The sequence below is a fragment of the Caballeronia sp. genome (assembly GCF_028292365.1).
In the GTDB taxonomy this organism is placed as follows: domain Bacteria; phylum Pseudomonadota; class Gammaproteobacteria; order Burkholderiales; family Burkholderiaceae; genus Caballeronia.
Window position 1 is genome coordinate 33,050 of sequence record NZ_JAQGMM010000244.1, and the last position, 13,133, is coordinate 46,182.

A 13,133-nucleotide genomic window follows, 5' to 3' on the forward strand; every position below is an offset into this window, starting at 1 on the left:
GTACTTTAAGCGATTGATGTCATACACTGTAGAGCCAAGAAATGTGAATTTGAGTAGGACATGCGAGTAGGACATGACGAGAGAGATGACATCGCCATTCAGCCCCATCAGTGCCACTACAGACGGCCCGATTTATCGTCAGATATATCTGCGCATTCGCCAAGCCATCGCGGACGGCGTGTTGCGGCCCGGAGACCGCGTGCCTTCGGTGCGGGGACTGGCGTCGGAATTGAATCTGGCGCGCGGCACCGTTGAATCGGCTTATCAGCTTTTGATTGGCGAGGGCTATCTGATCGCCCGTGGGCCGGCCGGCACGGTGGTCTCACCCCAGATCAAACTGCCCGAGTCGGCTGGGCAGTCCAGCGTCGTGCCGGAGACCGCGCTGTGGTCGGAACATACCGGCTCGATGCCGCTGCCTTTGCAGATGGGCCTTCCCGCGCTGGATGCTTTCCCAAGCAAGGTCTGGAACCGCCTGGCGGCGCGTGAGATGCGCCAAAGCGGTCTTCAGGATCTGATCTATCCCGATCCCCAGGGGCACGCGCCGCTGCGTGCGGCCATCGCCGGGTACCTGGGCGTATCGCGAGGCGTTGCCTGCTCGCCGGATCAGGTCTTCATTTGCGCCGGATATCGCGCCAGTCTGGATCTGATCTGTCGCTCTGTATTGCGCAGTGGAGACGCATGCTGGTTCGAGGATCCCGGCTATCTCATGGCGCGGCACTTCCTGAGCAATGCGGGGATGAAACTGCTGGCGGTTCCAGTCGATGACGACGGCCTGGACGTCGAGGCCGGTATCAAAATGGACCCGAATGCACGTTTTGCGTTGGTCACGCCCAGTCACCAAAGTCCGCTGGGTGTGTCGTTATCCCTTTCACGCAGATACGCGTTGCTGGACTGGGCAAGAGCCGGCGACCGCTGGATTATTGAAGACGATTACGACAGTGAATACCGGTATAGAGGGCGGCCACTTCCCGCTTTGAAAAGTCTCGATACAGGCGGGCCAGGGAGAGTGCTGTACACGGGCACCTTTAGCAAAGTACTCGCGCCGGGGTTGCGTCTATCGTATTTGGTGGTGCCGCAAGAGCAGGTAGCCCGGTTCTTTGAAACCGCTGATCGAATGCAGAATCAGTGTCCGCGTTTGCTTCAGGCGACCCTGGCAAGGTTCATCGAAGAGGGCTATTTCGCGCGGCATATCACTAAAATGCGGAACATCTACGCGGATCGCCGCACGATGCTTGCGGATGCGCTCGGTGCCGCGTTGGGTACGCGCGCCCAGCTTCGCTTGCAAGCCGGTGGCATGCATCTTCTTGCAATGCTCGAAAACGGATCGGATGACAGTGCGATTGCGTTACGCGCGCGAAGCCTTGGATTATCGGTGAATTCGTTGTCGAGCTGGTATAGCGGAGCAACACCGAAACGAGGACTGTTGATGGGATTCACCAATGTCGGGTCCACCGAAGAGGCGAGCGCATTGGCTCGGACTCTGCTTAGCGCCTTCTGACCGAAAGTCTAGAACACAAGGGACGAAGGGTTCGCTCATTTGCACCACTAACCACGCGTTTTTCGTTTCGGGAAGAGAACTTAAGAGCGGGATTTTCTTTATGGAAAAATAGGGTAGAGCCGCTTGAGATCAGCTTGTTATGCAGTTGATAAAAGCGCAGGATAATCATTTGGCGATGACCCCGCGGACGAGTTGCTGGTTCGCCGATCACCTCTTCATCGTTCCGGGTCAGGCGTGTTTGAAAAGCCACGGGCGGCGTCAATCTCCCTGTCGCCGGCTCAACCTCCAGGTTGAGGATTCCGTGGCCATGCGTGCTTGTTAAGGAGACGCTCATGACCAAATGGAAACTTATCGTTGGTTTCGTATGCTGCTGTTGCTTGCTCGAAACCGGCAACGCCGGGATGAATGACCGGACCCAAAAGCTGCTGGAAACGCAATCGCTGAACGCGCAGCCTTCAGGCAAAGCGCCAGCGAAGAGTGGTTCTACGACAAACCCTACGACAAACATTAATACCCGCCCCAACTACGGCCCCACGCATGGCGTGTTCGATTCGCCGGTGATCAACAAAGGCGGCGCTACCGTTCTGCCGCGAAAGTAGTAGTCAGCAAGCCGCGAACAAGTAGTGGGCAAGCGGACGGAATCGCAGTCGATCCCGCCCGTCGGGTGAGTCGTACGACGAATGGATGGGCTATTTGGCGGCGTTAACGGCACGCGCTCGGCCATCCATATTTCCGGGCAAACAGAGATTCAGCATGGGACCTTCGCTGAACTGAATGTCGGCAACTTGCAATGGCTTGCATTGGGTTAACCCGCAGCAACCAACCGTCGCCAATGGCGACACTTTCAACCAGTAGTTCAGTGGCTGAAAACGCAAATTGATTGTCTTGATCGTATCACTTCTTTGCCGTGGCTCGGCTTAAGCTCCGCACATACCAACACGCGGAGACAATCATGCAACCCCTGCAAATCGATGACTTGCCCACCGCCATTCGCGAAGCGAAACGGGCGTTGCGCAACGCCTTGCCCAATTACCGCGAGGTGTTCCTTGCGGTCGAGGAAGACATCAAACAACAAGCCGGCATCATTGCAGCGCAGCGTGCTCGCGGCGAACCGGTGATTCCTGAGTTGGCCTATGCGGACGTCGCCGCGCAGCGCGTCAGTGCCGACACCATTGCGTTAATCAAGACTCGCGGTGCATGCGTGGTGCGACGCGTATTCAGTCCGGAGCTAGCCACGCAATGGGACGGGCAGATCGCCGAATACGTGGACACCAACAATCTGGACGAGCGGCTGCTGAATCGCGCGGAGGACAAGTACTTCGGCAACCTTGCGTCAAGCAAGCCGCAAATCTACGGCGTCTACTGGTCCAAGCCGCAAGTTGCCGCGCGTCAGTCGCCTGAATTGACTGCCACCCGCGTGTTCCTCAACCGCTTGTGGAAAGCCGAGAGCGAGGGCCGTCAGCACTTTGACCCCGATCATGTGCCGGTCTACGCGGACCGCCTGCGCCGGCGTCCGCCGGGCTCGGAGTCGTTAGGATTGTCCGCCCATTGCGATGGCGGGTCCGTCGAGCGGTGGCTTGAGGAAAACTTCAGGCGGGTTTATCGGCACGTCTTTAGCGGCGACTGGAAACGCTATAACCCGTTCGACGCGGCTTATCGTCCGGACGTGAGGGAGATCGCGTCGCCCGCGGTGTGCTCGATGTTCCGGACCTTCCAGGGCTGGACTGCGCTGACACCGCAAGGGCCGGGCGATGGAACGCTGCAACTCATTCCAATCGCGAACGCCATGGCCTATGTACTGCTGCGGGCGCTTCAGGACGACGTGCCTGAGGACGACCTCTGCGGAGCCATGCCGGGCCGCGCGTTGTCGATCAAGCCCGAGTGGCACGGCCCACTTTATGACGCGCTGTCGTCAATCCCCAAGATGCAAGCGGGAGACACCGTGTTCTGGCACAGCGACGTCATTCACGCCGTTGAGGATGCACACCGTGGCACGGGGTTTAGCAATGTCATGTACATATCGTCGGCACCGGCTTGTGCAAAAAACGATGCCTACTTGAAGCGTCAACTACCCAGCTTCAGGGAAGGGAAAAGCCCTCCCGACTTTCCCGCCGATAACTTCGAAGTTGATTTCGTCGGACGCGCGACCGAGGCGGATTTAACGCCGCTGGGCAGAGAGCAACTCGGCCTTTCACTTTAAACAGCCTCTTACTACTTCTAGCGCTTCTTTTAACGCAGCTCGGGTCAGGTACCCGACGCTGCGCAGACTCTCTTTGTCCGGCCAAAGCTTAAGCCAGCCAGGCCAAGCAAAGAAAATAGACGAGCCGATAAGGCTACATGTAATTCCCAGGAGACAACGATGAACAAAAATCTAAAACAGGGCATGTGCGCCTTATTCAGCCTTTGTGTATGTCACGCGGCGAGCGCGGCTGAGTCCATTTCAGTGCTGCATTGGTGGACCTCGGGCGGCGAGTCGAAAGCGGTAAGACTGCTCAAGGACGATATGACCAAACAAGGCTACGAGTGGAAAGACTTCGCGGTTGCCGGGGGTGCGGGCGCGGCTGCAATGACCGCGTTGAAAGCCCAGGTGATCTCCGGCAACGCGCCATCGGCCGCACAGATCAAAGGTCCGCTCATTCAGGATTGGGCCGACCAGGACATGCTGGTTCCAATCGACAAATCTGCGGGCGAGTGGAAGAGTCATACGCCTCCACAAATCGATGCAATCATGCGCGCCGGCGGTCATTATGTTGGGGCGCCTTTTTCCGTGCATCGAATCAACTGGCTCTGGATAAACAAGGCGGCGCTGGACAAGGTCGGAGGATCGCCGCCTGCAACATGGCCTGAATTCTTCGCACTGGCTGACAAGTTTCGCGCCGCAGGCATTACCCCGGTCGCACACGGCGGACAGCCTTGGCAGGATATGACGGTCTGGGAAACTGTCGTGCTGTCGCAAGGCCCCGACTTCTACAAGAAGGCGCTGGTCGACCTTGACCAGAAGACGCTGACTTCGCCACAAATGGTCCAAGTGTTCGAGACGGTCAAGAAGATCGAGTCGTACTTCGACAAAGGCTACGCAGGCCGGGACTGGAATCTGGCAACCGCAATGGTGATCAACGGTACGGGCGGCATGCAGTTCATGGGCGACTGGGCCAAAGGCGAGTTCGAAAATGCAAACAAGAAGCCCGGTGTTGATTACGTCTGCGCTGTCGCGCCAGGCACGTCCAGCGCATTCACTTACACCGTGGACTCCTTTGTATTTTTTCAACAGAAGGGCTCAAAAGAAGCAACGCCGGGTCAGCTCGCATTAGCCAGGACCATCATGTCACCCGATTTTCAACAACAGTTCAGCCTGTACAAAGGTTCGATCCCGATCCGGCAGGATGTATCAATGGACAAGTTTGACGACTGCGCCAAGAAGTCGTACGCCGACGAACAAAGGACGATCAAGTCAGGCGGTTTCCTGCCATCGCTTGCATTTGGCATGGTGCAGTCGACCGTGACCGCCGGCGCCATGTCCGATGCCATCAGCAAGTTCATGAACTCCAATGAGGATGCGAAGACCGGTGTTCAGGCACTGGCTGCGGCAGCTAAAGTCAAATGAGGTCAAATGAACTCAAGTGAGCGCAGCGGCTTGGCCGCACTGCTTAAACAGGAGAAGAAATGAACGCTGACATGAAAAAGACCTGGCCACGCTCGAAGCTGGACGTGACGGTGATGGGGTTTGGTGCATCGCCCATTGGCAACCTCGCGCGGCCGATCTCGGAAGAGACAAGCGCCGCGCTGATTCAAGCGGCATGGAATGCGGGTATTCGTTATTTCGACACAGCGCCAATGTATGGCCATGGCCTTAGCGAAGCGCGTTGTGGTCAGGGACTTCGCTGGTATCCGCGTGATGAGTTTGTCATTTCCACGAAGGTCGGCCGTCTGCTAAAGGCGGCCAGGAGATCGGATATCGACTTTAGCCCCTGGGCAAGCGGGCTGCCGTTTGAGCTGCGTTTCGATTACAGCTATGACGGCACGATGCGTTCCATCGAAGATAGCCTGCAGCGTCTGGGACTGGAACGAATAGATATCGCGCTGATTCACGACATAGACAATTTTACGCATGGCCCGCGGAATCAGCCGGCGGTCTTTAATACAGCCATGTCGGGTGCGGCCAAGGCCCTGATTCGTCTAAGGGACGAGGGTGTGGTGCAAGCGATTGGCGTAGGCGTCAACGAATGGGAGGTCGCTTACGAGGCCATCAAGCGGGTTGATTTCGACTGTCTGTTATTAGCCGGCCGATACACGTTGCTGGAGCAGGATTCACTCGACGGGTTCCTTCCGGCTTGCGAGAAGCAAAAGGTTTCGGTCATCCTGGGGGGCTGCTATAACAGCGGCATATTGGCGACCGGTGCAATCCCCGGCGCGCGATACAACTATGCGCCTGCATCGGATGAAATAGTTGCTCGCGTTAGAAAAATCGAGGCGGTTTGCGATGAATTCAAGATTCCGCTCAAAGCTGCCGCGTTGCAATTCGCGTTGGCGCATCCCGCGATAGCCACCAATATCCCGGGCGTCAGAACAGTCGCGCAGTTGGAGGACAACATCGAGACGTTCAAGGTGGAGATTCCGGCAGCGTTCTGGGCTGCACTGCGAACGAACCGGCTTATCCGTGAAGACGCTCCACTTCCCGCATAACCCCGTCTATCGTCTATTCGCCTATATAACGTCCGGGGGGATTTCAGTGCTAGTTCATAGCAGCATTAGCAATGCGGAAGCGGCTTCTGCAATCGAGCGCATGCGGCAGGCGCTTGAGGAAATTGATGCAGCCGCTGTGCTTGCGGTTAGCGATGCACATGGCGAATTGATCGCGCTTCTACGGATGGATGGGGCGCCACTGCCTTCCATAGCTGTCGTGCAAGCCAAGGCCTTTACAGCGGCTCGACAACGAATTCGCACCCGTCAACTGGCATTGGATGCCAAGGCGGGGGGCTGGAGCTTGTCCTACTACGGAGATCCGCGTTATATCGGCTGGGCGGGTGGCTTACCCGTTCTGATAGAGGGGAAGGTCGCCGGCGCGGTTGCGGTCAGCGGCTTATCCGAAGATGACGACGAGCGAATCGCGCAGCTTGGTGTTGATGCGGTTATCGCCATGCAAGCAGCGGCACGCAAGCGGTCTACCGTGAAATGACAGAAGCGAGGTCCGGCTTTGAAAAGTCGCAGAGCCGTCTCGCGAGGTCGGCCACCATCGAGTAGAGCGGCCGTCCCAAGGACATGTTGCACGAGATGTCGCGCGGGATCTTTGATGGTTTCAACGCGGGGCGCGCCGTTCGGGAATGTAATGTAACGCTGCTAGGATTCCAATTCCCTTCCACCTCATATCGTCATATGAAAAAGACCATTCTCGCCGTAATCACCGCCGCTCTTACGCTTGGCGCCTTTACATCCGCTTTCGCAGAGGATCACCATCACCGCGTATGTCACAAAGTGAAGGTGCATGGCCACTGGCAAAACCGCTGCCATTAACTGATGCTAGGGGCGGCGCCTGCCGCCCTAAGACGATACGCCGCCGCGTCTAACGGTGACGTTTCCTTAAACCACTCGATCCACTCCCGCCGAACACCATCAAAAACGAGGCGCAGATTTTACCCGCGCGCCGATATTACGTATGGCTTAGGCTTTAGCGAACGCGGTTAGCGCCCCCGCTGCGATCAACACGACACCGCTTACCCGACTCGCGGCACTGGCCCATTTTCGATTGGCGGCGAATCCCTGACTTGTCGCGCCGAGCCACGCATAGAAAGAATAGGAACAGAGGTCAAGCAGCACCGTAGTCAGGCCGAAGATCAGCATTTGAAGCCAGATCGGTCGGTGCACGTCGACGAACTGCGGTAGTAGCGCGACGAAAAAGAGTAGTGCTTTCGGGTTCGCCAACTCAACCATCAGGCCCTGGCTCAACGCACGCTGACCGCTGACCGCCGCAATGCCCGCAGGCTGGATGGTCAGCGCACTCGACCGGTTCAATAAAGCACGAACGCCGAGATACACGAGATAGGCAACCCCGGCCCATTTCACCGCATTAAACACGGTGTGGCTCGTGACGATCAGCGCCGCGAGACCGGTCGCCGATAAAGCGAAATAAATTGAATTGGCGAGCGCGATCCCGGCGATGGCCCAGTAACTGCGTCGCACGCCGTTGGAGACGCCTTGGGCGACAACGAGAAGGGCTGCAACGCCGGGCGTGAGGCAGACGAGACCCGTTGTCGCGATGAAGATCAGCCAGATTTTCAGGTGCATATCGAGTCTCGTACGATGGGAGATTTACTTATAATCTATCGCATCATCATGGTTTTTATAACAAGCATTCAATGGTATTTTCCAGGAAAACCCGATCATTGATCGGATTTATCGGGGGTTTTCCATGAATACCAAAATCGACCATCACGACCGCAAAATCCTCGAGCTTTTGCAGCAGGACGCGCGCGTGTCGCATGCTGAAATTGGCCGGCGCGTACACCTCAGCCAGCCAGCCGTGTCTGAGCGAATCAAGCGGCTGGAGGTGCAGGGTGTTATAGGGGGTTATCGTGCGTGGGTTGACCCGGCAAAGCTCGGCTATACGATCACCGCGATGATCCGTGTGCAGGCTCAGGCGGGGCGGCCGTATGAAGCGTTTGCCCGCGAGCGCCCCGAAGTCATCGAATGCCTGACGGTGACGGGCGACGACTGTGCGCTGCTGCGTGTGCTCGCGACCGACGTGCAACATTTGCAGGGCATCATTGATGCACTGAATACCTATGGCACGACCTCGACGGCGATCGTGCTGTCGACGCAGGTCGCGCACAAGCCGGTCAGGCCTCCGCTACAAGGCGAGTGAGATTAGGATAACGATCAATTCTGATTTCGACCGGCTCCTTCCTTTGATCAACCGGCCACTTCACCAGCGCGGACGCCGCCTGGCTGACGGTTTTCCTTGGTTCGAAGGAACCGTCCGTTGTTACATGCTGGCGTTTTCGACGACGCGGCCTTCCGCACGCCAGCGGAGCATTCCGCCGGCAAGGTTGGCGACCCGCTCGAATCCCGCTTGTCGCAGCATGACCGTGGCTTGTGCCGACCGCCCACCGGCCCGGCAGACAGTCACGATCGGGCGCTCCTTCGTGAGTTCAGTGGCGCGCCCGGCCAGGTTACCCAATGAAATGAGCGTGGCTGTGGGGATGCGACCCAGCGGTCCGTTGAACTCGTCGGGTTCTCGCACGTCGACAACGTCGACCGCACGCAGATTTTCCTCGAGCCACTGGGCGTTGATTTCCCAGATGCCCGCAAAGCTGCATGTGAGGGGCGCCCAATCCGGCTCGGTCATCTGCTCGGGGTGGCGCTCCGCCAGGCCGCATTTCAGGTTCGCAGGCACCGCTACGTCGATCTGCTTCGGATGCGGCAGGTGCAGGTTTGCCATGTATCCGGTGAAATCTTCTTCACACAGTTCACCGCCCAGGCGTGGATTAAAGCGTCGCTCCTCGGCCACACTGGTGACCGTCAAACCGCGATAGTCATGGGCCGGATAAAGCAGGCACGCGGCAGGCAACGTAAAAATGTGGTTGTGGATCGCGCGAAACAGGGTGTGCGCATCACCACGCTGAAAATCTGTGCGGCCAGTACCCCTGATTAACAGGCAATCGCCGGTAAACGCCATGGTCTCATTGTCGAGTACGAGTGTGATGCACCCATCGGTATGACCCGGCGTTGCACGTATCACCAGATATCTCGCGCCAAACTCGACCCTGTCTCCATCGCTCAGATAGCGGTGCGCACCTTCGGCGCCGCTCGCAGCCGATATCGCAATCAGGCTGCCTGTACGGCGATTCAGCATCCATGCACCGGTCACGTGATCGGCGTGGACGTGGGTGTCGATTGTGTAAAGCAGATGCAAGCCAAGCTCTGCGATCAGGGCAGCATCCCGGCGCGCCTGTTCAAACACCGGATCGACCAGCACAGCCTCTCGCGTTGTGCTGTCGGCAAGAAGATACGTGTAGGTTGACGATTGCTGATCAAATAGCTGCCGGAAGGTCAACACGATTTCGCTCCGCGGCCCGCTTGTGCGAGCGTTTAAGAATGGTGGCCCGTGAGGCACCGCCAACCTGTTCTGCAGGCCGCCGAATTGGCCGCAGCCCGTTCAGAGGGCGGGTGCATTGATGCACATGGATGTGCATCAATGCACCCGCCCTTCGCACTCTCCGGCGGTCGCCGCTCCAATCAATGCGCGCTTTACTTCGGCTGCGCAACATACCGCAGGTAAGGTTTTACGGTTTTGAAACCCTGCGGATATTTTTGCATCGCTGCGTCGTTGGAAACGGATGTTGGAATGATCACGTCTTCACCCGGTTTCCAGTTCACCGGCGTTGCCACTGCGTGTTTTGCATTGAGCTGCAGCGCATCGAGCAGTCGCATCACTTCGTCGAAATTGCGGCCCGCACTCATCGGATAGACGAGCATGGCTTTGACCTTCTTGTCCGGTCCGATGAGAAACACTGAGCGCACGGTCGCGTTGTCCACCGCGGTGCGCGGGCCGCCGCCGCTCGCCTCGGGATGAATCATGTCGTAGAGCTTCGCCACCGTCAGGTCAGGGTCGCCGATCAGCGGGTAACCGACCTCGTGGCCCTGCGTCTCCGCGATATCCTTGAGCCACTTCTCGTGGTCACTGACGGGATCGATGCTGAGCCCGATAATCTTCGTGTTGCGCTTGTCGAATTCTGGTTTAAGGCCCGCCAAGTATCCGAGTTCCGTGGTGCAAACGGGGGTGAAATCCTTCGGATGCGAAAAGAGGATCGCCCACTGGTCTCCGATCCATTCGTGAAAATGGATCGTCCCTTGTGTGGTTTCAGCAGTGAAATCGGGGGCGTCTTCTCCTAGTCGAATCGACATGATCAGTCTCCATAGGGCGGGTGCAACAGGGAGCCAATGCGGCGGCCGGAGCGACATCCCCCGGGCTGCAAGGGTTTGGTCAGGCGATTGGCCTGATTCGAGAATCACCCTCCGGCCGATTGCACCGTATCGCGCCGGAGGACGCATTTATAGCGTAGGACACAAAAGACTTTCCCCGTTGGTTAAATGTAGGGTTAATCCGCCGTTGCGCCGGCGCGGGCGAAGTTCAGCGCTTTAGATCAGCTCTTGAGTTTGCGCAGGCGCCAGATCAGGCTGGAGGTATCGAAGCGATTACCGCCGAGGGCCTGCACGTCGCCGTAGAATTGGTCGACAAGCGCTGTCACCGGCAGGGAAGCACCGTTACGCTTCGCTTCGTCCAGACAGAAGCCCAGGTCCTTGCGCATCCAGTCGACGGCAAATCCGTAATCGAACTTGCCGTCGATCATGGTCTTGCCGCGATTGTCCATCTGCCAGCTTGCTGCGGCGCCCTTGCCGATTACATCGAGTACGAGCGGCATGTCGAGGCCCGACAACTGGCCGAAATTAACCGCTTCAGACAAACCCTGGACCAGTCCCGCGATGCAGATCTGGTTGACCATTTTCGCGAGTTGCCCCGCGCCGGCCGGGCCGATTAACGTAACAGCCGTCGCGTAGTGATCGAGAGTGGCGTGGACACGCTCAAACACTTCTGGAGCGCCACCGCACATGATGGTGAGCTTGCCATTTTGCGCACCCGCCTCGCCACCGGACACAGGGGCGTCGATGAAGGCCAGTCCGCGTGCGTCCGCGACCTCCGCCAGTTCACGCGCGACGTTGGCGGATGCGGTCGTGTGATCGACGAAGGCGGCGCCCGGTGTCATCCCGGCGAAAGCGCCATCGTCGCCCAGCGTGATGCTGCGCAGGTCGTCGTCGTTGCCCACGCACGCCAGCACCAGGTCTGCCTTCGACGCGGCTTCGCGCGGTGTTCGTGCCGACTGTCCGCGGTGTTCGGCTAGCCATTGTTCCGCCTTGGCGTGGGTTCGGTTGTACACCGTGACGTCGAGGCCGGCTTTGGCAAGGTGGCCGGCCATCGGATAACCCATGACGCCCAAGCCAAGAAACGCGACACGGCGCACGGGCTCGCCGGAAGAAGAGTTTGCAGATTCCGTCACGTGTGTATCCTTTTAGGGTCGACAGAGAAAACTCGATTATCCCAGCGATGCGAGACGCGCGCTGGGCGGTACCTGCGTCGAACGCGAGCCGCTGTGCATCAACCCATCGTCAATCCACGTCTAAAATAAACGGTATCGTTTGTATTTATGAATGGTGTGTTTCGTGTCGAGGCAGGGGCTGAGACCTCGCATTGGACGACGGGCGGTTAAAATGTCGTCATGCTCCAAGGACCTTGCGGACGTGAACGCGTCGCAGCCTGCTAGTCACCACACATCGATACCGGACACCCTTTCTATGAATCAATCCGAGGTCCTCAAACCAGCTGCCACCGAAACGGGTGATCCCTTTCTTCTGACGCCCGGACCGCTGACTACCTCGCGTACCGTCAAGGCATCGATGGCACACGACTGGGGCTCGCGCGATGCGAGTTTTGTCGCAATCAACAAAGCGGTGCTCGCGCGACTCGCCGAGATCGTTCACGGCGAAGGCAACTATGTGACGGTGCCTATGCAAGGTTCTGGCACCTTTGCAGTCGAAGCCATGCTGACCAGTTTCGTTCCGCCGGCGGGCAAGGTTCTCCTGCTCATCAATGGCGCTTACGGTCAGCGCGCGAAACGCATTCTCGACATCGCCCGACGCAAGACCGTCATCCATGAAACGGCCGAGGATGCTCCGCCTGACCTTAAAAAGGTCGAGACAATCCTGAAGCGCACGCCTTCGATCACGCATATCTTCGTGGTCCATTGCGAGACGACCTCGGGCATCCTGAATCCGATTGCCGAGATTGGCGCGCTCGCGGCCAAGTACAAAAAGGGCTATCTCATCGACTCAATGAGCGCGTTCGGCGCACTGCCAATCGACGCACCCGCGATCCACGCAGATGCGGTGGCCGCTTCCTCGAACAAGTGCATTGAAGGCGTGCCGGGTCTTGGCTTTGTCGTGTGCAGGCGCGACGTACTGACAGTGACACAGGGCAACGCCACCACGCTGGTTCTCGATCTCTACGACCAGTGGGCGAATTTCGAAAAGACCGGGCAGTACCGGTTCACGCCACCTACACATGTGATCGTGGCGTTTCACCAGGCGCTTCAGGAATTTGATGCAGAGGGTGGCGTGGCTGGCCGAGGAGGGCGGTATCGGAACAATTGCCGCGTTCTGGTGGACGGCATGAAGGCGCTTGGTTTTGAGCTTCTGCTGAAGGCGGATCTGCAGGCGCCGATCATCGTGACTTTCCGGATGCCCGCGCATCCGGGCTTTGTCTTCGAACGTTTCTACGATGGCCTGAAAACACGCGGTTATGTGATCTATCCTGGCAAGCTGACGATCGCGGAATCGTTTCGTATCGGCTGCATCGGCAGGCTCTACGAAAAGCAGATGCACGGTTTGCTCGCCGCGGTGCGCGATGTACTGGATGAAATGGGTGTGAATAGTCTGAGCGCCACAACTGCTGAGTAAAACCTCGGTAACGCGAAGATAGTCTAATGCGCTTCGCCGGGCGACAAGCTCGGCGTGGCGCATTTGATTTCCACCGTACGCTTGCCCCGCGCCTTCCAGATGAGGGCATCAACGCCGCGCAAATAAC

12 protein-coding genes are annotated in these 13,133 nt (G+C 58.1%); 8 read left to right on the forward strand and 4 right to left on the reverse strand.

What is annotated here, in order from left to right; translation table 11 throughout:
• Positions 1 to 73: 73 nt before the first annotated feature.
• From JWR14_RS15240 to JWR14_RS15265, 6 genes are all read left to right on the forward strand, one after another.
• Positions 74 to 1,498 (forward strand): PLP-dependent aminotransferase family protein, encoded by a 1,425-nt coding sequence (locus tag JWR14_RS15240; protein ID WP_299708106.1) that lies wholly within the window; start codon positions 74 to 76, stop codon positions 1,496 to 1,498.
• A 332-nt stretch (positions 1,499 to 1,830) separates the two neighbouring features.
• A complete protein-coding gene (locus JWR14_RS15245) occupies positions 1,831 to 2,097 on the forward strand; it encodes a hypothetical protein (protein WP_299708108.1) in 267 nt (88 codons plus the stop codon).
• Positions 2,098 to 2,450: 353 nt separating this feature from the next.
• Positions 2,451 to 3,698 carry a DUF1479 domain-containing protein gene (locus tag JWR14_RS15250; RefSeq protein ID WP_299708111.1) on the forward strand — a complete coding sequence of 416 codons (1,248 nt, stop codon included), beginning with the start codon at positions 2,451 to 2,453 and terminating at the stop codon, positions 3,696 to 3,698.
• Between the two features lie 183 nt (positions 3,699 to 3,881).
• Positions 3,882 to 5,102, forward strand: coding sequence for an ABC transporter substrate-binding protein (locus JWR14_RS15255; RefSeq protein ID WP_299708191.1), 1,221 nt, complete (start codon positions 3,882 to 3,884; stop codon positions 5,100 to 5,102).
• 59 nt (positions 5,103 to 5,161) lie between these two features.
• Complete coding sequence (locus JWR14_RS15260; protein WP_299708113.1) at positions 5,162 to 6,181, forward strand: aldo/keto reductase; 1,020 nt, start codon at positions 5,162 to 5,164, stop codon at positions 6,179 to 6,181.
• A 46-nt stretch (positions 6,182 to 6,227) separates the two neighbouring features.
• Positions 6,228 to 6,674: a heme-binding protein gene (locus tag JWR14_RS15265; protein ID WP_299708115.1), complete on the forward strand. Its 447-nt coding sequence runs from the start codon at positions 6,228 to 6,230 to the stop codon at positions 6,672 to 6,674.
• A 482-nt stretch (positions 6,675 to 7,156) separates the two neighbouring features.
• Here JWR14_RS15265 and JWR14_RS15270 read toward each other — a convergent pair whose 3' ends face one another.
• The gene (locus tag JWR14_RS15270) at positions 7,157 to 7,780 is read right to left on the reverse strand and encodes a LysE family translocator (protein ID WP_299708117.1); all 624 of its coding nucleotides are present in this window, start codon (positions 7,778 to 7,780) and stop codon (positions 7,157 to 7,159) included.
• Positions 7,781 to 7,904: 124 nt separating this feature from the next.
• On the opposite strand from JWR14_RS15270, the gene JWR14_RS15275 reads away from it, so the two are divergent.
• Positions 7,905 to 8,357, forward strand: coding sequence for an Lrp/AsnC family transcriptional regulator (locus tag JWR14_RS15275; protein WP_299708119.1), 453 nt, complete (start codon positions 7,905 to 7,907; stop codon positions 8,355 to 8,357).
• Positions 8,358 to 8,477: 120 nt separating this feature from the next.
• On the opposite strand, the gene JWR14_RS15280 is transcribed toward JWR14_RS15275, so the two are convergent.
• From JWR14_RS15280 to JWR14_RS15290, 3 genes are all read right to left on the reverse strand, one after another.
• Positions 8,478 to 9,548 (reverse strand): MBL fold metallo-hydrolase, encoded by a 1,071-nt coding sequence (locus JWR14_RS15280; protein WP_299708193.1) that lies wholly within the window; start codon positions 9,546 to 9,548, stop codon positions 8,478 to 8,480.
• Positions 9,549 to 9,742: 194 nt separating this feature from the next.
• Complete coding sequence (locus JWR14_RS15285) at positions 9,743 to 10,399, reverse strand: peroxiredoxin (RefSeq protein ID WP_299708121.1); 657 nt, start codon at positions 10,397 to 10,399, stop codon at positions 9,743 to 9,745.
• A 239-nt stretch (positions 10,400 to 10,638) separates the two neighbouring features.
• Positions 10,639 to 11,550, reverse strand: coding sequence for an NAD(P)-dependent oxidoreductase (locus JWR14_RS15290; RefSeq protein WP_299708123.1), 912 nt, complete (start codon positions 11,548 to 11,550; stop codon positions 10,639 to 10,641).
• 295 nt (positions 11,551 to 11,845) lie between these two features.
• Between JWR14_RS15290 and JWR14_RS15295 the strand changes: the two genes are divergently transcribed.
• Entirely contained in the window at positions 11,846 to 13,006 is a 1,161-nt protein-coding gene (locus JWR14_RS15295) for a 2-aminoethylphosphonate--pyruvate transaminase (protein WP_299708125.1), read from the forward strand.
• Positions 13,007 to 13,133: the final 127 nt, after the last annotated feature.